Source organism: Pseudomonas sp. Irchel 3E13 (assembly GCF_900187455.1).
GTDB lineage: Bacteria > Pseudomonadota > Gammaproteobacteria > Pseudomonadales > Pseudomonadaceae > Aquipseudomonas.
This window is the reverse complement of the sequence record NZ_FYDX01000008.1, coordinates 65,253-83,084: the sequence shown is the minus strand read 5'-3', so window position 1 is coordinate 83,084 and position 17,832 is coordinate 65,253. Positions and strand designations below refer to the sequence as shown.

At 61.7% G+C, this 17,832-nt stretch carries 17 protein-coding genes; 1 reads left to right on the top strand and 16 read right to left on the bottom strand.

The window, feature by feature from the left end:
• Nucleotides 1-41: 41 nt before the first annotated feature.
• Nucleotides 42-1,259 carry an MFS transporter gene (locus CKW37_RS15395; RefSeq protein WP_095156562.1) on the bottom strand — a complete coding sequence of 406 codons (1,218 nt, stop codon included), beginning with the start codon at nucleotides 1,257-1,259 and terminating at the stop codon, nucleotides 42-44.
• A gap of 116 nt (nucleotides 1,260-1,375) precedes the next feature.
• Between CKW37_RS15395 and CKW37_RS15390 the strand changes: the two genes are divergently transcribed.
• Nucleotides 1,376-1,990, top strand: a complete 615-nt coding sequence (locus CKW37_RS15390; RefSeq protein ID WP_095156561.1) for a TetR family transcriptional regulator — start codon at nucleotides 1,376-1,378, stop codon at nucleotides 1,988-1,990.
• Nucleotides 1,991-2,290: 300 nt separating this feature from the next.
• On the opposite strand, the gene panC is transcribed toward CKW37_RS15390, so the two are convergent.
• The 15 genes from panC to CKW37_RS15315 all read right to left on the bottom strand — a co-directional run bounded on the left by panC (nucleotide 2,291) and on the right by CKW37_RS15315 (nucleotide 17,562).
• On the bottom strand, nucleotides 2,291-3,163 hold the full coding sequence (gene panC / locus CKW37_RS15385) for a pantoate--beta-alanine ligase (protein ID WP_095156782.1): 873 nt from the start codon (nucleotides 3,161-3,163) through the stop codon (nucleotides 2,291-2,293).
• 3 nt (nucleotides 3,164-3,166) lie between these two features.
• A complete protein-coding gene (locus CKW37_RS15380; RefSeq protein ID WP_095156560.1) occupies nucleotides 3,167-3,718 on the bottom strand; it encodes a glutathione peroxidase in 552 nt (183 codons plus the stop codon).
• A gap of 27 nt (nucleotides 3,719-3,745) precedes the next feature.
• Complete coding sequence (locus tag CKW37_RS15375; protein ID WP_095156559.1) at nucleotides 3,746-4,951, bottom strand: MFS transporter; 1,206 nt, start codon at nucleotides 4,949-4,951, stop codon at nucleotides 3,746-3,748.
• 33 nt (nucleotides 4,952-4,984) lie between these two features.
• On the bottom strand, nucleotides 4,985-5,842 hold the full coding sequence (locus tag CKW37_RS15370; RefSeq protein WP_095156558.1) for a cache domain-containing protein: 858 nt from the start codon (nucleotides 5,840-5,842) through the stop codon (nucleotides 4,985-4,987).
• Nucleotides 5,843-5,899: 57 nt separating this feature from the next.
• Nucleotides 5,900-7,024 carry an acyl-CoA dehydrogenase family protein gene (locus CKW37_RS15365; RefSeq protein WP_095156557.1) on the bottom strand — a complete coding sequence of 375 codons (1,125 nt, stop codon included), beginning with the start codon at nucleotides 7,022-7,024 and terminating at the stop codon, nucleotides 5,900-5,902.
• Nucleotides 7,025-7,065: 41 nt separating this feature from the next.
• Nucleotides 7,066-7,866 (bottom strand): crotonase/enoyl-CoA hydratase family protein, encoded by an 801-nt coding sequence (locus tag CKW37_RS15360; protein WP_095156556.1) that lies wholly within the window; start codon nucleotides 7,864-7,866, stop codon nucleotides 7,066-7,068.
• Nucleotides 7,863-8,936, bottom strand: coding sequence for an acyl-CoA dehydrogenase family protein (locus CKW37_RS15355; protein ID WP_095156555.1), 1,074 nt, complete (start codon nucleotides 8,934-8,936; stop codon nucleotides 7,863-7,865). Before CKW37_RS15355 ends, CKW37_RS15360 begins: the two co-directional genes overlap by 4 nt.
• Nucleotides 8,936-10,084, bottom strand: a complete 1,149-nt coding sequence (locus CKW37_RS15350; protein ID WP_095156554.1) for an acyl-CoA dehydrogenase family protein — start codon at nucleotides 10,082-10,084, stop codon at nucleotides 8,936-8,938. The genes CKW37_RS15355 and CKW37_RS15350 overlap by 1 nt, the downstream gene beginning before the upstream one ends.
• Nucleotides 10,085-10,193: 109 nt before the next feature.
• Nucleotides 10,194-11,501: an amidohydrolase family protein gene (locus CKW37_RS15345; protein WP_095156553.1), complete on the bottom strand. Its 1,308-nt coding sequence runs from the start codon at nucleotides 11,499-11,501 to the stop codon at nucleotides 10,194-10,196.
• A 134-nt stretch (nucleotides 11,502-11,635) separates the two neighbouring features.
• Nucleotides 11,636-12,913 carry a cytochrome P450 gene (locus CKW37_RS15340; RefSeq protein ID WP_095156781.1) on the bottom strand — a complete coding sequence of 426 codons (1,278 nt, stop codon included), beginning with the start codon at nucleotides 12,911-12,913 and terminating at the stop codon, nucleotides 11,636-11,638.
• 139 nt (nucleotides 12,914-13,052) lie between these two features.
• Nucleotides 13,053-13,556 (bottom strand): carboxymuconolactone decarboxylase family protein, encoded by a 504-nt coding sequence (locus CKW37_RS15335; RefSeq protein ID WP_177454427.1) that lies wholly within the window; start codon nucleotides 13,554-13,556, stop codon nucleotides 13,053-13,055.
• 1 nt (nucleotide 13,557) lies between these two features.
• Nucleotides 13,558-14,733: a thiolase family protein gene (locus CKW37_RS15330; protein WP_095156552.1), complete on the bottom strand. Its 1,176-nt coding sequence runs from the start codon at nucleotides 14,731-14,733 to the stop codon at nucleotides 13,558-13,560.
• The gene (locus CKW37_RS15325) at nucleotides 14,730-15,635 is read right to left on the bottom strand and encodes a 3-hydroxyacyl-CoA dehydrogenase (protein ID WP_095156551.1); all 906 of its coding nucleotides are present in this window, start codon (nucleotides 15,633-15,635) and stop codon (nucleotides 14,730-14,732) included. The genes CKW37_RS15330 and CKW37_RS15325 overlap by 4 nt, the downstream gene beginning before the upstream one ends.
• On the bottom strand, nucleotides 15,632-16,498 hold the full coding sequence (locus CKW37_RS15320) for a fumarylacetoacetate hydrolase family protein (protein WP_095156550.1): 867 nt from the start codon (nucleotides 16,496-16,498) through the stop codon (nucleotides 15,632-15,634). The genes CKW37_RS15325 and CKW37_RS15320 overlap by 4 nt, the downstream gene beginning before the upstream one ends.
• On the bottom strand, nucleotides 16,498-17,562 hold the full coding sequence (locus CKW37_RS15315) for an amidohydrolase family protein (RefSeq protein ID WP_095156549.1): 1,065 nt from the start codon (nucleotides 17,560-17,562) through the stop codon (nucleotides 16,498-16,500). The genes CKW37_RS15320 and CKW37_RS15315 overlap by 1 nt, the downstream gene beginning before the upstream one ends.
• Nucleotides 17,563-17,832 lie beyond the last annotated feature (270 nt).

Here is a 17,832-nt window from a genome sequence, read left to right as displayed (position 1 = left end):
TTCCTTTTATTTTTGTTTTTCAGCAGTAGCTCAGAGCAACGTCACGCAAGGTTCACAACTGCAACCGTTGGGGCCGGCTGCGGCGACTTGGCGGTCAGACAAAACATCCCGAACGCAATCACCGGCAGGATCGGGAAAATCATCAAGCCGACGTTGTATGCGCCACTTTTATCGAACGCCAGGCCGAGCACGATCGGGCCGAGGATGGCCCCCAGCAAGGTGACGGAAAACGCACAGCCAAAGATCCGCGCATAGGCCAGACGCCCAAAGCGGCGGGATATCAGATAACCCAGAATGTCGATCTCTGCGCCCTGCATCGCGCCAATCAGAAAACTGGCGGGCAGCGCCCACTTCAAGCCTTCCAGCAACAGCAGGAAACCCAGCAGTTGGCAGAGGAGGAAGACGCCGGTGACGGTGCGTGTGTGCAGATGGTCCAGCAACGCCCCACCCGCAAGACGACCAAACAGCGATCCGGCGGAAGCCGCCGCGACGATTCCGGCGATCTGAGGGCCACTGGCGCCCCAGTCCGAAAGCATCGCCGGCAGATGCACGTTGCACCCCACCGCGCCGAAAAGCACCACGGCAAATGCCAATGCATACAGCCAGAAGTCACGCGTGGCCATGGCGCTTCGCAGGGTCAAGCCTTGCTGGCTCGCCTCTACGTGCTCGCTGCGGCGCTCGGCCTCAGGGATCGGTCCCTTGTTGTCGCGAACAAACACCGCGAGGTTGACCAGGCCGATGGCCATCGCCACACCACCCGCCACCAGGAACGCCTCCCGCCAGCCGTGCAATTCGATACTTTGCGAAATGAGATAGGAGAAACCACCGGTGCCCACCGCCAGACCCGAAGAGGTGATGGCGAATGCCAGACCGAGGTGCTTGTCGAACCAACGCTGAGTCAGGAACAGGAATGCGGGGTAGCTGGCCAAATTACCCAAGGCTACACTCAGCGCCGTCATTGTGACGAAGGCGGAAAATGAGTGGGTCAGCGACAGACACATGTAGCTGCCACACCCCAGCAGCGTGCCAACCAGAGCAACCCGGCGGGCGCCAAAGCGGTCAACCAGACAACCTGCCAGCGGCAGGACCAGCGCGTTACACACCGACGCGGTAGCAATGACGATGGAAAACTCGGTCCGCGACCAACCGAACTCACCGGTCACCGACTTCATGAACAGCCCAAGCGGGATCAGTAGAATCGCTGGCGACGCGATGCTCATCCCAAGAAAACAGCCAACCAATACGGACCAACGCTTCATGTCTTGTGACCTTTTTATTGTTGTGGCACGCGAACTTGACGGTTGAAGCGTAGGGTTTCGCAATCATAAACTCAATAGACGTTGATATATTTACGACCAATGCAAAAGGACACGCTGTGAAAGAGCCCACCACTCCCCCGCCACGCCGCGGTCGCCGCCCTGGCCCTGGCAGCACGCGCCAGGCTGTACTCGACGCGGCGCGCGAGCGTTTTTCCACCGATGGATTTGCCGCCACGACGATTCGCCTGGTGGCCGCCGATGCCAACGTCGACGTCTCGCAGGTGATGCAGTTTTTTGGCTCCAAGAACGACCTGTTCGCCGCAGTGATGCACATTCCCCAGGAGGCACTGGATCAGCTCGGCACGGTGTTCGAGGTCCGTGACGCTCAGCTTGGCGAGCGCGTTGTACGCACGTTTCTCAATGCCTGGGAGGGTGACGAGGCGCAATCGGCCCCGCTGATGGCCACACTCCGCGGTGCGGTGGTGAACGAACAGGCTCGCGAGCAACTGCGCGACTTCATTCAGTCCAGACTGCTGGCGGGTTTCCGTGAAGAACTCGGCCCGGATGCCTCGTTGCGGGCGGGTATCGCTTCGGCGTTGCTGGTGGGCGTGATCGTCAGCCGCCGGATCATCGGTGTACCGCTGTTGGTTGCAGCGCAGACCGAGGAACTAGTGTCGATCATCGGGCCGGCCATTCAGGAGATTCTGGTGCCGGGTGCGACCAGCGCCTAGGACACTCTTGAAAGGCGAACTCGGCGGTTTGATCGCCACGACCAAAGACAAACAGGCGAAGGCCATGGTTGAAAACATGCTCTTCATATCGACCCAAGGGCGTGTAAGCAGGCATACGCGTGGAAGGCCTGGCAAGCCAGTAATAGGTGCACACGATGTGCGAAAGCAGCAGTTCGAGCAGCAGCCATAACCGGACGTTGCTTGTGAAAATCTCACGCCCGTGATTCTCATGGATTTTGCTCAGGATCATACTGGACTATGGGTTGGGGTTTCCCGCCAAGCCCTTCAACTCCGTCAACATCAGCGGTCGCGGCGTGGCCACTCGCCGCGAAGATCCACCACCAGGTTGTCGATCAGTCGCGTATTGCCAAGGCGCGCAGCAACCAAAACCACCCATTGCTCATCGTCGTGCGATATGGGCGCCAGACTCCGGGCGTTTCTGACCTCTAGATAGTCCAGCTCAAAACCCGCCGTTTCTATTCGCTGTCGGTAGGCTTCCAATAGTTGGCCGGTCTGTTGTCCCTGCCTTATCAATGTCGCTAGCTCAATCAGGCATTCGTGCAGCAAAGGCGCAATCGAACGCTGCCTTTCACTCAGATAGCTATTTCGCGACGACAAGGCTAAGCCGTCCGGAGCACGAACGGTAGGAGCCCCCACAATCACGGTCGGATTGTTGAGGTCTCTCGCCATTGCCCGAATGACTGCAAGCTGCTGATAGTCCTTTTCGCCGAAAATCGCGACATCTGGCTGGACGATGTTCAGCAGTTTGATCACTACGGTTGCCATACCATCGAAGTGGCCAGGGCGCGACACGCCACACAACCCTTGTGACACCCGCGGCACCCTGACAAAAGTCAGATCCTGCATGCCATCCGGATACATCTGTTCGACAGGAGGCGCAAACAACACATCGCACCCTGCGCCCGCCAACCGGTGCTGGTCGGCGTGCAACGTCCTCGGGTAACTGGCCAGGTCTTCACCAGCACCGAACTGAAGGGGGTTGACGAAGATGCTGGCCACCACGATGTCGGCCTTTTGTCTGGCAAGTTCCACCAGCGCGATATGTCCGTCGTGCAAGTTACCCATAGTGGCCACCAGCGCGATCCGGCGGTGCTCCGCACGCTCGTCAGCGAGGTGGACGCGAAGCGCGGTGACCGTATCGAATGTCAGCATCAATCACGCCTCATGGGCCAGTTGAGCGTCGATTGCCTCCAACAACCGCGGGTCGTCAGCCGCTACATCGGGCGCAAAACGAGCGACGACCGCCCCTCTCCGATCGACCAGGAATTTCTCGAAATTCCACAGCACATCCGTGCGCTTGTCAGAAACAACGCCATAACTCTTGAGCCGCTCCCTGAAGGGGCCTTCACCAATCGTCTCGGGCTGTGCGGCCGTGAGCTCGGCATAGAGCGGGTGGCGATCATCGCCATTGACGGACAGTTTGGAGAACAACGGAAACTGGATGCCGTAGTTCAGCGAGCAGAACTCGGCAATTTCGGCGTCGTTGCCCGGCTCCTGCTCCTTGAAGTTGTTGGCGGGGAAGCCCAGAACCTGCAGCCCTTGGTCTTTCTTGCGCTGGTAGAGCTTTTCCAGACCTTCATACTGCGGGGTGAGCCCACACTTCGACGCCACGTTGACCAGCAGTAGTACTTTGCCGCGATAACGGCCAAGGTTGCTCGGGGTGCCATCGATCTGCTGCAAGGGAATATCGTAAAGGGAACTGCTCATGGACCTGTCTCTCCTGCAAGGTTGATTTCAATAATGGGAAAACCTGGATTTCCAACACAGATAAAGCACGAGTCCACCGGCGCTCAATGACATCAGCGCAGACAAGAGGAATACCCAGGCGTAGCCATGGCCTGCCGCAACCAGCCCCAACACCGGCCCCGCCAACCCGACCGCGACGTCGAAAAACAATGAAAGCGCGCTCAGCGCCGAATTTCGATTGGCGACGGGAATCACCGCGAGGGTTTCCATGCCGAGCCCCGGGTAGACCCATGAAACGCCGATACCCGTCAGGGCCCCACCCGCGATCACCAGCACCGGCGACGGCGCCAGCCCGATCAGCAGCAGGCCCGCCGTCTGCACCAGCAGGCACACAGTAACCACCTTGTAGCCCCGCAGCCGCTGCAGGATGCCCGGCGATGCCAGCCGGGCGACGATAAAACCTGCACCAAAGCCGCTCAGGCAAAACGCCGCCCCCTGCCAGCCCAAGCTGTCGAAATACAACGCCACAAATGCCATCAACCCGCCATACCCCACCGAGCTGCACACCAACACAACACCGTTGGGCAACACCGCAAGCAGCACGCGATGAAAAGCCAACCGCACACCGGCCGCCACCGGCGCCGGACGCTTGCCGAGCGCCACAAGCACGAACGCCAAGCCCAGCACTGCTGTACACAGCCCGACACTGGCGAGGCCGAATGTATTTCCCAGCATCCGGCCAAGTGGTGCGCCAATCGCCACACCACCATAGGCCGCTATACCGTTCCAAGACATAACCTTTGCAGTGCTCGCCGCACCGCTCAGGCCAATCGCCCAGGTGCAGCAGGGCGTGGAGATCATTGCGGTGCACAGGCCCAGGGCGAGTCTGCCCAGCACCAGCAGCGTCAGGCTGAGCCACAACGGCGTCTGGAGCGTAAGTGCAAGCCAGGTCAGCAGACCGCTGGCAATCAGGCCGCCGAGTCCGCAGACCACCGCGCACCTGGCCCCCAGGTGATCAGCCACGCTCCCGGCCAGCGGCCGTGCCAGCAATGTCGCCAGGTACTGCACGCCGATCACTGCGCCCGCAAACACCGAGGTCAGGCCAAGGTCATGCAACACAAAGCCCGGCAACACGGCCAGCGGCAGGCCGCTGCACACATAGCCAATGAAGTTGAAACAGATGATGGAAAGGATCTGCACATCGGAATGCACCCGCGTGCGGCTGTCGGCGCTCACAATACGGCTATCGCTCATTGATTACATCGCCCCCGCCAACCCTGCACCGGCCTACTGTCCGCTGTAGCAACCCACCGCGACCACATAGCCGTTCACCCGTTGCAAAAAGGTTTTCTTGAACTCGTTTTGCCCGGTCATGGGGTTGCGCCACAGGTAGCCGAGCTCTCCGGTTTGATGATTTTCCATCTGCCGTAGTATCTCTTGGCCGATCGGTTTGCCGTCGGTGGAGCGCAGGGACTTGAAGTCAATACCGATCAGGCGCGGCAAGAACCCATGGGCGATGAAGCGCTGGGTCTTGAGGTCAACCACGAAGGCATAGAGGTCATCCTGGGTGAGCTGTTTGTCGTGCTGATTGATGAGCGCGAAGGTTGCATTCGGGTCTTTGCGCACCAGGTCGGCGACCCGCTGCATCAGCGCGCGGGCCTGTTCAGGGCTGGAGCGCGGCATGTAGTAGCCCACGGAGATTACCCGATCCCCCAGCCGCCGATAGAACACGCGCTTGCGCTCCACCTTGGCGTGCTGCCAATTCCACCAACGGTATTCAGCGCTGCGGACAGTCCCATCGTCAGGTTCCTCGATGGCCTGCCGGAACGCGACCTTGAGATCGTCGTCCAGCACACTCACCACGGATTTGCCGACCAGAGCCACCGATGAGCCGCCGCTGGCCAACATAACGCCCGAGGTATCAACCACGTAGATGTACAGCTCGCCATCGACGAAGTCGCCCTGGCGACTGAATTCAGCCAAGGCACTGTCGCCCCTGGCCTGGTAGCGGGCGACAGCCTTGGCCAGCAATGCCTGGGCACGCTGGCTTTCAGCGTCGTAGGCATCGGTCGACGGCGGCTGGGCCATCGCAAGCACGGAGGCAAGGCATAGGCAAAAAACTGCAAAAGCACGATAGATGCTCATTGTTGCTATTCCTCTGGTGAGCGTTCGGTGTCATCGCCTCGCCCTGCCCGCCAGCCTCTAGAGCGTGCGGCCAATGATCTCTTTCATGATTTCCGAGGTACCGCCATAAATCCTCGCAACACGCGCATCGACCCAGGCCCGGCTGATCTTGTACTCGCTCATGAACCCGTAGCCGCCATGCAACTGCAGGAACTCGTCAAGCAGCTTGCCCTGCATTTCCGAGCCCAGCAGCTTGGCCATGGCGGCCACGTCCGCAGGCAGTTCGCCACGCATGACCTTGGCCAGGCAATCATCCACAAACACCCTGAGCATGGTGAACTGCGCCTTGGCTTCGGCAAGTTTGAAACGGGTGTTCTGGAAGTCCAGCACCGGCTTGCCGAACACTTTTCGTTCGCGGGTGTAGTCGATGGTCTCTTGCAGCAGCGTCTCGATCGATTGGGCGGCGCGGATCGCGATAATCAGGCGCTCCCACGCCAACTGATGGGTCAGGTACTTGAAGCCCTGGCCTTCTTCGCCCAGCCGGTTGGCGACAGGCACCCGCACATCATCGAAAAACAATTCGGCGGTGTCCTGGCCTTTCAGGCCGATCTTTTCCAGCAAGCGGCCCTTGGAGAAACCATCGCGCTCTTCTTCGACGCAAATCAGCGTGAGCTCCCTGGCGCTCAGATCGAGCTTGGTGGCGGTGACCATCAGGCCAGCGTTGCCGCCGTTGGTGATGAAGGTCTTCTGTCCGGAAACGATGTAGCCATCGTCCTCCCGGCGCGCCAAGGTGCGCATCGAGCGCAGGTCGCTGCCGATGCCCGGCTCGCTCATGGCAATCACACCAATCAGTTCGCCACTGACCATGCGCGGCAACCAGCGCTGTTTCTGCTCTTCGCTGCCATAGGCGACGATGTAAGGGGCGACGATCTCAGAGTGGGTGGTAAACCCCACCGCCGTGGCATTGGCCCGCGCCAGTTCCTCGATCATCACGGCCGAGTGGCCGAAATCTCCACCCGGGCCGCCGTATTCCTCAGGCACGGTGGAGCACAGCAAGCCGGTCTCCCCCGCCTTGAGCCAGACTTCCTTGGGCACGATGCCGTTCTTTTCCCACTCATGCAGGTAGGGCACGATCTCGCGATCGACGAACCGGCGTGCCTGCTCGCGGAACATGTTGTGGTCTTCACGGAAAACGCCGCGCATCTTCAATACTCCAAAAGTCCGTCGGTTGTGCCTTTATGCGGTCAACGATCGAGGTAGTCAGGGGTTCGCTTTTCGACAAAGGCCGAAACGGCTTCCTGATGGTCTTCGGTATGGTGGGCCAGCGACTGATAGGCTGCCGACAGCTCCAGCAGCGAATCCAGGCGCATATGCTGCCCTTCGCGCAGCAGGCGCTTGCACAGACGCAGTGCGTGACCCGGGTTGCTGGCGATACGCTCGGCCAGCGAGCGCGCCTCGGCCATCAGTGTCTGGTGCGTGCACACCTGCTCGACCAGCCCCCACTCCAGCGCCTTGACCGCATTGATCGTATCGCCGGTAAAGGACATCAGGCTGGCCTTGGGCACGCCGATAATCCGCGGCAGCAACCAGGCGCCGCCATCGCCCGGCACGATGCCAAGGCGCACGAAACTCTCGGCGAACACCGCCGAGGTCGACGCCAGGCGGATGTCGCACATGCAGGCCAGGTCAAGGCCGGCACCGATTGCAGGGCCGTTGACGGCGGCGATCACCGGGATATCCAGTTCGTACAGCGCCAGGGGGATGCGCTGGATGCCGTCGCGGTAGGTGTTGCGCAGTTCATATGGCGAGCCCGCGAAGATGCCGCCACGCTCGTGCATGTCCTTGACGTTGCCGCCGGCACAGAAAGCGCTGCCATTACCGGTCAGCACCATGACTCGAGCGGACGTGTCGCGACGCAACGCGGCGCACAAGTCAACGAATTCCTGGATCTGCTCCGGCGTGGTCAGGGCGTTGCGGGTGTCAGGGTGATTCATGCGCACGGTGACGATACCGCCCTCGCGCTCGATCTGAAGAAACGGGTTCATAGCCGATTGCTCGCAAGGCCAGTCAAAGGTTGCTTACCGTGACAGGTCAACAACGGCCAGTAGCCGTCGCTGCCGCACTGGCAAATCTGCGCGCCCAGGCGCTGGCTCCAGAGGCTGGCCGAGCCGAACTCGCTGCGCCATGCCCACAGCCGTCGGCTGAGCAGGTGAAGGGGATACTCCTCGGTAAAGCCGATGGCGCCATGTACCGAATGGCCGATACCGGCACCAACGCTCGCGGCGTCGGCAGTGCTGATTTTCGCAACGGCGATGGTCAATGCCGCGAGCCCGTCGTCGGACTCACAAAAGGCCGCTTCAGCGGCAATGCCCGCAGCGGCCGTCTGCTCGGCCATTACCGCCAACTGTTGCTGAATGGCCTGGAAGGAGCCGATGGCCTTGCCGAACTGCTTGCGCTCCCGCGCGTAGCTGGCGGTCATCTCCAGCAACGCATGCAGAGCGCCGGCGGTCTGCGCCGAGCGCAACATGGCGCCCCCAAGTTCCAGCACATCGGCGCCGAGTCGGTCCGGAAGCTGTGCGTGGGCAAGCACTCGCGCACCACGGAAGACCAGGTCGTCACGCGGCTCCCCGGCCACGTTGAGGCTGAGGGTGAGTTCGCTGGCCGTACTGCGCTGCAGCAGCACCACCTGTGGAGTGCCAGTATCAGTCGTAGCGATGGCGACCAGCGCCTCCACGTTGCGCCCCCAGGGTACGGCGCGAGCGATACCGCTGACGCAGCCATCGGCCAGGCTCAATTCGGCACGAGCGGCGATGCTCAAGGCACCCTCGCGCCCTTCGAGGCCGGCCTTGCCCAGCAGCCAGTTGGCCAACAACGCCTCGCCCAGCGGGGCCGGCACGGCATGCCGCCCGGCGGCACGGACCATTACATACATATCCGCCCAAGTGGCCCCCGCGCCGCCCAGTACTTCGGGGGCGCCGGCCAGGGTAAAGCCTGAATCGTCCAGCGCAGACCACAATTGGGCCGGCCACCCGCCGCCCTCGCAGCCGAGCACGTAGGCCGGCGTTGCCAGGTCGGCGAACAGGCGTTCGATCATCGTTTCGAATAGTTCGCGCATTATCGCAACTCCAGCCCGCGGGCAATGATGCCGCGCAGAATCTCGCGCGTGCCGCCACGCAGTGAAAAGGACGGCGCCATCTGTGTCAGGTAGGCCAGCACCCGGGCGTATTCGCTGCCACCCGACTGGCGCGGCTCGGCGTCCAGCAGCAACTGCGCGACTTCCGGCAGTTCCTGTTCAAACACATTGCCCAGATCCTTCACGCAAGAGGCAGCCCAGGCTGGATGCTCACCCGCGGCCAACTGCGCGGTGACGGACAAGGACATGTTGCGCAGCGTGAGCAGCCTGGCCGTCAGACGCCCGACCTCCCGTGCCTGCAAGGCATCAGGTGTCTTGCCCAATGCATCGATCAGGGTGGTGAGCAGCGCCATGCAACTGAGAAAGCGCTCAGGACCGCTGCGCTCGAACGCAAGCTCCGCGGTCACCTGCTCCCAGCCCTTGCCTTCACTGCCAATCAGCGCGTCGCCCGGCAGGCGCACGTTGTCAAAAAACACTTCGTTGAAATGCTCTCCACCGGCAAGGTCGCGGATTGGCCGGATGGTGATACCGGGCAGGCTCAGGTCTACGATGAATTGCGACATGCCCTCGTGACGCGCGGCCTGTTTTTCACCCGTGCGCACCAGGGCAATCATGTACTGCGAGTGGTGCGCGTTGGTGGTCCAGACCTTCTGCCCGTTGAGTAGCCAACTGTCCCCGTCGCGCACTGCGTTGCTCTTGATCGACGCCAGGTCGGAACCGGAATTGGGCTCGCTCATCCCGATGCAAAAGTAGCTTTCACCGCGGCAGATGGCAGGCAGGTAGCGCTGCTTCTGCTCCTCCGTGCCAAAGCGGTTGATCAACGGCCCGCTTTGCCGGTCGGCAATCCAGTGAGCCGACACGGGGGCACCGGCCGCCAGCAGTTCCTCGATGATCACATAGCGGGCAAACGGCCCGGCCGCGGCGCCGCCGTAGGCTTTGGGCAGCGCCATGCCGACCCAGCCGCGGGCGCCCAGTTGCTTGCTGAACCCGGCGTCGAAACCCATCCAGGAATGGGCACGCAAGGTCGGCGGGTAATTGGCCAGATGAGTCTTGATAAATTCCCGGACGTCCGCGCGAAGTGCCTCGGCCTCGGGAGGAATGGAGCTGTAGCTGAATTGACTGATGGCCATATGCGCTCTCTAACGCTGAACACAGGCGCAATCGCCCCGCGTGGGGCGACCACAGAACCGCCCCTTGCTCCTGCCGCCGATGCGCGACGCCTGAAGCAAGGGCGGCGACTTACAACGCGGTTTGCGCGTCAGCCTGGGCAAACATCGCGTTGATGTCTCCAGAGGTCACCGGCTTGTTGTCATGGCGACCGTGGTCGGCGCCGCCCAGGCCCAGGGCAGGCTCGATGCTGACATGCGTAGCCTGGGCCCGCAGCGCGCCGACCGTGCAGTTTTCGCGACCGTGAATGGAGAACGGGTCGAAGGAAAACTCGCGCATCGCATTCAGGTGGGTGACCTTGTCGATGACGTCCTTGGACAGGTGCTGCAGACCCTCCCACGCGGTTTCCGGCGAGTTGGGCCAGGTGCAGTCGGAGTGCGGGTAGTCGCTCTCCCAGGTGACCATGTCGGCGTTGAGGAAATCCAGGTTCTTGAGGCCGAATTTGTCTTCGATGAAGCAGGTGATGAAGTGCTTGTTGAAGATGTCGCTGGGCATCTTCCCGCCGAAGTTGGAATTGGTCCACGCGTTGTGATGGCGGTGGGTGAAGTCGGCACGCTCCAGCAGATAAGGCACCCAGCCAATGCCACCTTCGGACAGAGCCATGCGCAGGTCGGGAAACTTTTTCCACATCGGCGCCCAGATCCAGTCAGCCGCCGAGTTGGCGATGGAGATTGGCATGGACGTGATCCACGCATCGATAGGCGACAGGTCAGACGCGTGGTCCGCTTTCACGCCGGTGCCGATGTGGCAGCAGATGACCACCTTGTTGTCGCTGCACGCCTTCCACAGTGGGTCCCAGTAGTCACTGTGAATCGACGGGTAGCCGTGGATGGCCGGGTTGTCCGACAGCGAGACGGCATGCACGCCTTGCCGGGCGAGGCGCACGACCTCGGCGACCGCCGCTTGCATGTCCCACCACGGCACGATCATCAGCGGGATAAAACGACCTGGCGCGGCGTTGCACCAGTCGTGCAGGTGCCAGTCGTTGTAAGCCTGGATCGCGGCCAGTGACACATCGCGGTCGCCGTGCACCTGGAAGCGCTGTCCGGCAAAGCCTGGGAACGTCGGGAAGCACAAGGAGCCGAGCACGCCGTTGGCGTTCATGTCGTCGACGCGGTCCTTGATGCTCCAGGTACCACGACGCATCTGGTCGTAGCCCAGCGGCTCCATGCCGTATTCCTCTTTCGGCCGGCCGACCACGGAGTTCAGGCCCATGTAACCGGTGGCCTGCTCTTCGAACACCCAGACGTCACGCTCGCCTTTCTTGACCACATGCGGCTCACGCCCCTTGAAGCGGGCCGGCATGTGGCGGGCAAAGGCATTGGGCGGCTCGATCGCGTGGTCATCGACGCTGACGAGAATCAGATCTTCAACTTTCATGGCTATCCCCTTCGCATTCGGGCTTGTTGTTGTGAATGAAGCATAGAGCAGATTCAAAACTAATTAAACACTTTTTTTGATTGTGTTCAATTATCGTTGTCATGCAAAGCCGCCAACGGCGCTCGGGGGCAGCTTCAATCCCACAGCACATGCAGATAATGCGGGCCGCGCAGCTGCGCACCGACAATCTCCGGCCCGGGTTTGTCCGGGTCCAGGCGAATGTTGGGCATCAGGTCGAGAATCGCGTTGAGCGCGCAGTTGATCTCGGTCTTGGCGACGAACTGGCCGATACACATGTGCGGGCCGAAACCGAAGCCGAAGGAGGGTTTGGGCTTACGGTCGATATCGAAAGTGTCGGCATTTTCGAAGGCGTCTTCGTCGCGGTTGGCGGAGGTGACAATGCACTGCACCATCGCCCCTCGTGGAATCGATACACCGCGGATCTGCAGGTCTTGGGCGGCCTGGCGAACCTTGAAAGTGGCTACGGGCTCGAAGCGTACGGCTTCATCGATGGCCTTGTTCACCAGGCTGCGGTCGTTGCGAACCCGTTCCAGTACCTCAGGATGCTGGAGCAGCAGCGACATCAGGGTGCCGAAGGTACGGGTGGTGGTTTCACTGGCCGCCGGCAGCAGCGAACGCACGAAGGTCGCGATTTCATGATCGTCCAGGGATCGGCCCTGGTACTCGGCCTGGATCAGGCGACTGATGAGGTCGTCGCCCGTACCGCCCTGCGCGCGACGATCGGCTACTACGTCCTTGACCACGTCATACAACGCCTGTGCGGCGTGCATCGCCGCGCCACGCGCCGCCGCGGCCTTCTCCGGGTCAACCTGAGGACCCGCCAGGATCGCCAACGCCCAGGCCGCGTACTGCTCGATCTGCTCCGGCCGGTCTTCCGGGAAACCGATCAGCGAATAGATCACACGGATGGGGAAATACAGCGCGAAGTCCATCAGGTCGGCCGACTTGGCCGGCACCATGGGCTTGAGGTACTCCTCGCGAATCACCCGGTCGATCCGGGTTTCTTTCCAGCGATTGACGGTATCGGGCATGAACACCGGTTGCAGCAGGCTGCGGATGTTCTTGTGCGCCTCGCCATCCATCGCGGTCAGGATCAAGCCATCGAAAAAGGCGCCCAGACCCTCGGCGATAAAGCCGCTGGTGAAGTTGCCGGCATCGCGCATCACGGCCATCACGTCGTCGTACTTGAACAAGGTGAAGGTAGGCCGTGTGGCGTCCAGCCCGGCGATGGATGGCACCCCGAGGCGCGCCATGAAGTTGTCTTGCAGTACTGGGGAATTGGCGCGCATGTCGCGGTAGGTCGCATGCAGGTCGATATCATTGGTGCCACGGTAATTGCTGGCTACATCGGAAAATGCCTTGGTCAGGTCGCTTTGTGCCGGTGTGGACATGATCATCTCCGGTTTTATTGTCATTATTTTTAATCGCTTCTTGGTATGGGCCCTCTATGCGGTTCAATGCCAGGCCCAACTCACATGCAAATGAACAAATACTGGTTTTTTGAACACTTAAATTGATACATGACCGCCTTCAATACGCTTGCTGCACCAGCGTCATACGCCCGCCCGCCAGCATCAGAGCGCAGTACATGCCCAGTTCAGCTATCTGCGCGGCAGAAAAATACACAGCGAGCTGGCTGAAATGCCGGTCGTCGATCGCCAGGTAATCGCTGGCAAACAACTCCGCGTAACACAGCGCCGCCCTTTCCTCGGGGCTGAACCACGCGCTGTCGCTGGCCATGCAGGCGATGTCCTGTTCGGTGACGGTGTCCGACTTGCGCGCCAGTTGGCAGGCCTGGCAGGTGGTGATGCTGGCGATCTTCAGGCGTACCAACTCGCGCAAGCGCTCGGACAGCAGGCTATCGCCATGCAAGCACTCCATCAGCCCCAGCCAGGCCAGGGCAGCCGCCGGGCGGTGCGCCCAGACCTGAACCGGGGTGATGGAACTGAGCATGCGGCTGCGCTGCCCGCGCTCGACCGCGTCCTGCAACGCGGGCGGCATGTCGCCCAGGGCAACCAGAGGCAGGCGGGCCACTTCAATCGAGCCGTTCAATGATTGTGGCGGTGCCCATGCCCCCAGCGCAGCAGATGGCCTGCAGGCCAAAGCGGGCACCGCGGCGCTCGAGCTCATTGAGCAAAGTGGTCATCAGACGCGCACCACTGGCCCCCAGAGGGTGCCCCAGCGCAATGGCACCGCCGTTGACGTTCAACTTGTCGTGAGGCACGCCGGTTTCCAACATCCAGGCCAGCGGCACTGAGGCGAAGGCTTCGTTGACCTCGAACAAGTCGATGTCATCGAGGTTCAACCCCGCCTTTGCCAGCACCTTGTGGGTGGCGGCGATCGGCCCGGTCAGCATCAAGGTGGGATCGGAGCCGACCGTGGTGAAAGCACGGATGCGTGCCCTTGCCCTGAGCCCAAGCTTTTTCGCCGTGTCCGCATTCATCAGCAGAAGCGCGGCGGCGCCGTCGGAAATCTGCGATGAATTGCCGGCGGTGATGCGCCCCGTCTCTGGACGAAAACTGGTCTTGAGGGTCGACAGCTTTTCCCGCGAAGTATCCCGGCGAATGGTTTCATCCCGGCGCAACACACCAGCAGGCTCGATCAGGGATCGTTCCTTCAGGTCATCGACCACGACCGGAATGATTTCATTGTCGAAATACCCGGCGTCGCACGCAGCGGCGGCGCGCTGGTGGCTGGCAAAGGCAAAGTCATCCAGGGCCTCGCGGCTGAGCGACCATTTGTCGACAATCCGCTCGGCCGCTTCACCCTGGCTGGTCAACTCATAGTGCTGCGCCGCCATCCAGCCGAAGGCCTCACCATGAAGGTCACGGTTGCTGCCCATAGGTACGCGGCTCATGTTTTCCGCGCCACCTGCCACGACAACCTGCGCCGCACCGCTGGCAATTGCGCCAGCGGCCAGATGCACCGCCACTTCACCCGAGCCGCACTTGCGATCGATGGTCAGCCCGGGAATGCCGACCGGCCAGCCTGCCCCCAGCAGCGCGGTGCGAGCAATATTGGCCGACTGCTCGCCGATCTGGGTCACGCAGCCGAAGATCACATCTTCGACTTTTTCGGGAGCAACATCGACGCGCTCGAGCAAGCGACTGATCACCAGCGAGCCCAGGTGGTCGGCGCGTACGCCCGCCAGGCTGCCGCGAAACCTGCCAATGGGAGTACGCACCGCATCAACGATGACGACATCGCTCATAGTGCACTCGCCTTGAGCCCGGACCCCGGGACCTGCTTGCCGTCGACATAGTGATACACGCCCTGCCCTGTTTTGCGTCCGAGGCGGCCGGCCGCAACCATCTTGATGATCAGCGGGCAGGGACGGAACTTCTCGCCCAGCGTCTGGTGCAAATAGCGCAATACCGAAAGCCGCGTGTCCCAGCCAGTCAGGTCACCCAGCTCCAACGGCCCCATCGGGTGGTTGAAGCCCAACCGTAATGCGGTATCGATGTCCTCGGCGGTAGCGGTGCCTTCCTGCAGCATCCACATCGCCTCGTTGCCCAACAGTGCCGACATCCGGCTGGTGGTCAGCCCCGGCGACTCATTGACGATGATGGAGGTTTTGCCGATCTGATCGCACAACGCGCGGGTGCGCACCACCACCTCGTCGCTGGTGGCCAGGCCACGCACCAGCTCCACCAGTTTCATCTTGTGCACCGGGTTGAAGAAATGCATGCCGATGACCCGTTCGGCGGCATCTACCGACGTGGCGATCTCGGTCACACTCAGGGCTGAGGTGTTGGTGGCAATGATGGCGTCGGCGGCCAGCAGCGGAGCAGCCTGGCGGATGACCGCCTGCTTCACCGCCAATTGCTCGGAGACAGTTTCCACCAGCCAGTTCGCACCGCTGGCGGCTTCGTTCAGGTCACTGGTGGTCAGCAGGTTGACCAGCGAGCGCTGCGCCTGTTCCTCGCTGACCTTGCCCAGGCGCACTCCATCGCCAAGGATTTTTTCGATGCTTGCCCGCGCCTGGGTCAACGAAGCCGCGTTGGTATCGACCAGAACGGTGACGAAACCGGAACTGGCGAACGCATGTGCGATGCCGGTGCCCATCAGACCTGCACCCACGACCACTACTTTTTCTGTGTTGTTGGCGTTCATGTGTGGTTCTCGATTAGCTGCGGTTTTTTGCCGACTACATTTCGCAATGTGCCGATGCCTTCGACGCTGGCCTCAACCACGTCGCCCTCCTTGAGATACAGGCCAGTGCCCATGCCGACACCCGCCGGCGAGCCGGTGAACAGGACATCGCCCGTGGCAAAGCTGGAGCGTTGCTGCACGAAGCGGATCAACTGCCCCACGTCCCAGGTCATCTCCGCGGTGGACCCGTCCTGGCGAATCTCGCCATTGACTTTCAAGGTCAGGCGCAACCGCGGGGAGCCTTGCGCAAACTCGTCCTTGGTGACGATCCACGGGCCGAGGCCCGTGGTCTGGTCCTGGCTCTTGGCGGCGAACAGATCCATGCCAATTCCGGGCGGCCCGCTGCGCTGCAGGTCGCGGGCACTCACGTCGTTGCCAACGGTGTAACCCAGCACGCAGGCCAGCGGATTTTCGACATCGATCTCGCCCGTGCCGATCACTGCCACCAGTTCAACCTCGTGGTCGAGTTCTTCGGTCAAGGGCGGGAAGCGTATGGGGTCACTCGCGCCGATCAGCGCGCCGTAGGCCTTGAGGAAGGCCACCGGCTGCGCCGGCGCGCTCAACCCGAACTCCACCAGGTGCTTGGCGTAGTTGGCGCCCGCCACCACCACCCGGTTGATCGGTTCGATCGGTGGTAGCAAGCGGATTTCCGACAGCGCCAGCGGTGGGCCGGCAAGCCGCACGGAGCTAATGCCCCGGCCCGCCGCAACGGCCGGCGCCCAGTCTCTGAAGTCGCCGGAAACAGGGGTTACCTGGTCCTGGGCGACATCGACCACGGCCCAGAAAATGCCGACCGCAGGATGCTCACAGCGTGCCAGCTTCATCAGGCACCTACCTTGCCCAACTTGGCGGGGTCGAGGTGCAGCAAGCGGCATGCGTTTTCATAACGGATCTTGCGCAGGTCGGCATCCGACAGCTTCAAGCCGTGGGTCAGGTCATGGCGTACCGCGTCGCTGCCGCCGAAGTTGCTGCCGTACAGCACATGATCGGCGCCGATGATATCGACCAGCGCCTGGCGCATCGGTACCTCATGCAGCTCGACGTCGAAGTAGAAGTTCTTCATGTAATCAAGCAGCGGCTTCTTGTTGTATTTGACGTCCAGGTTCTCGTTGGTCTTGGCCAGGCGCCCGAGCTGATACGGCACGTAGCCGCCGCCGTGGGTGATGTACACCTTGAGGTCGGGGAAGCGGTCCAGCACACCACCGCAAATCAGGTTCCAGAAGCAGCGGCTCTCGTCGTACTGCATGCCGACAATGGCGGTGGTCTCGTAACGGTCGTCGTTGGCGTTCTTGCCCCAGGTGACTGACTGGTTGTAGCCGTGGATGAACATCGGCAGGTCCAGGTCGCAGAGAGTCCTCCACACCACATCCAGCTCCGGCGAATCGAACTCCAGCCCGCCGAAGTTGGCGCCGCCGGCCACCATGCCCTTGGCTCCCAGCTCGGTGCAGGCATAACGCAGTTCAGCGGCCGCCGCCTCTGGTGCGTTCAACGGCACATGAGCCCAGAACATCAGACGGTCCGGAGCCGCCGAGCAGTACTCGGCCAGCGTGGTGTTGACGGTACGTGCAAACGGCACGGCGAACTCGGCTTCGGTCCAGTACATGTAGCAGTGCGACGGCACCGAGATCACCTGCAGGTTCTGCCCTGCCGCGTCCATGCCGGCCAGGCGGACTTTCGGGTCCGCCCAGCGCGCGAAGTATTCCTCAAGCTTGGGACCGTTGCCCGAGCGCACGGCAGCCTTACGCTCAGGCGACCCGAGCCCAAGAATCCATTCCCCCACGCGCAGTTTGATATCGCCATCGGCGTGCTGTTCGAAGAACGGCCCCCAGTGCGGGTGCTGGTTGTAGTAGCCCGGATGGGGTGCGTGAGCGTGCAGATCGATAAGCATGTGCAGGTACCTCGAAGTTGGCACTTTTTTGTTGGTTTGCAGCGCGGTGCCTTTGCGCGGTCACGGTCAACCGACGCGAGAAGGGGAACAGCAAGGCTCGCTACCAGGCCAGAGCTTAAAATTAATTTGAGCAGAAATCAAAATTCTGTTCATATTATTTTTTGTCCGTGCCGAAACCCCTGGTGCAGAGCCCGCCAGCCGTCACGACGGAGGAGCTCGCAGCAGGGCAACAAGAGCAAGAGCACGAGGGAGGATTTTCCACAGGCAATA

Excerpts from the sequence above, each read along its gene's own strand:
- CKW37_RS15395 (WP_095156562.1), bottom strand. The coding sequence starts at position 1,259 with ATGAAGCGTTGGTCCGTATTGGTTGGCTGTTTTCTTGGGATGAGCATC.
- panC (WP_095156782.1), bottom strand. The coding sequence starts at position 3,163 with ATGCTGACATTCGATACGGTCACCGCGCTTCGCGTCCACCTCGCTGAC.
- CKW37_RS15380 (WP_095156560.1), bottom strand. The coding sequence starts at position 3,718 with ATGAGCAGTTCCCTTTACGATATTCCCTTGCAGCAGATCGATGGCACC.
- CKW37_RS15375 (WP_095156559.1), bottom strand. The coding sequence starts at position 4,951 with ATGAGCGATAGCCGTATTGTGAGCGCCGACAGCCGCACGCGGGTGCAT.
- CKW37_RS15370 (WP_095156558.1), bottom strand. The coding sequence starts at position 5,842 with ATGAGCATCTATCGTGCTTTTGCAGTTTTTTGCCTATGCCTTGCCTCC.
- CKW37_RS15365 (WP_095156557.1), bottom strand. The coding sequence starts at position 7,024 with ATGCGCGGCGTTTTCCGTGAAGACCACAACATGTTCCGCGAGCAGGCA.
- CKW37_RS15360 (WP_095156556.1), bottom strand. The coding sequence starts at position 7,866 with ATGAACCCGTTTCTTCAGATCGAGCGCGAGGGCGGTATCGTCACCGTG.
- CKW37_RS15355 (WP_095156555.1), bottom strand. The coding sequence starts at position 8,936 with ATGCGCGAACTATTCGAAACGATGATCGAACGCCTGTTCGCCGACCTG.
- CKW37_RS15350 (WP_095156554.1), bottom strand. The coding sequence starts at position 10,084 with ATGGCCATCAGTCAATTCAGCTACAGCTCCATTCCTCCCGAGGCCGAG.
- CKW37_RS15345 (WP_095156553.1), bottom strand. The coding sequence starts at position 11,501 with ATGAAAGTTGAAGATCTGATTCTCGTCAGCGTCGATGACCACGCGATC.
- CKW37_RS15340 (WP_095156781.1), bottom strand. The coding sequence starts at position 12,913 with ATGTCCACACCGGCACAAAGCGACCTGACCAAGGCATTTTCCGATGTA.
- CKW37_RS15330 (WP_095156552.1), bottom strand. The coding sequence starts at position 14,733 with ATGAGCGATGTCGTCATCGTTGATGCGGTGCGTACTCCCATTGGCAGG.
- CKW37_RS15325 (WP_095156551.1), bottom strand. The coding sequence starts at position 15,635 with ATGAACGCCAACAACACAGAAAAAGTAGTGGTCGTGGGTGCAGGTCTG.
- CKW37_RS15320 (WP_095156550.1), bottom strand. The coding sequence starts at position 16,498 with ATGAAGCTGGCACGCTGTGAGCATCCTGCGGTCGGCATTTTCTGGGCC.
- CKW37_RS15315 (WP_095156549.1), bottom strand. The coding sequence starts at position 17,562 with ATGCTTATCGATCTGCACGCTCACGCACCCCATCCGGGCTACTACAAC.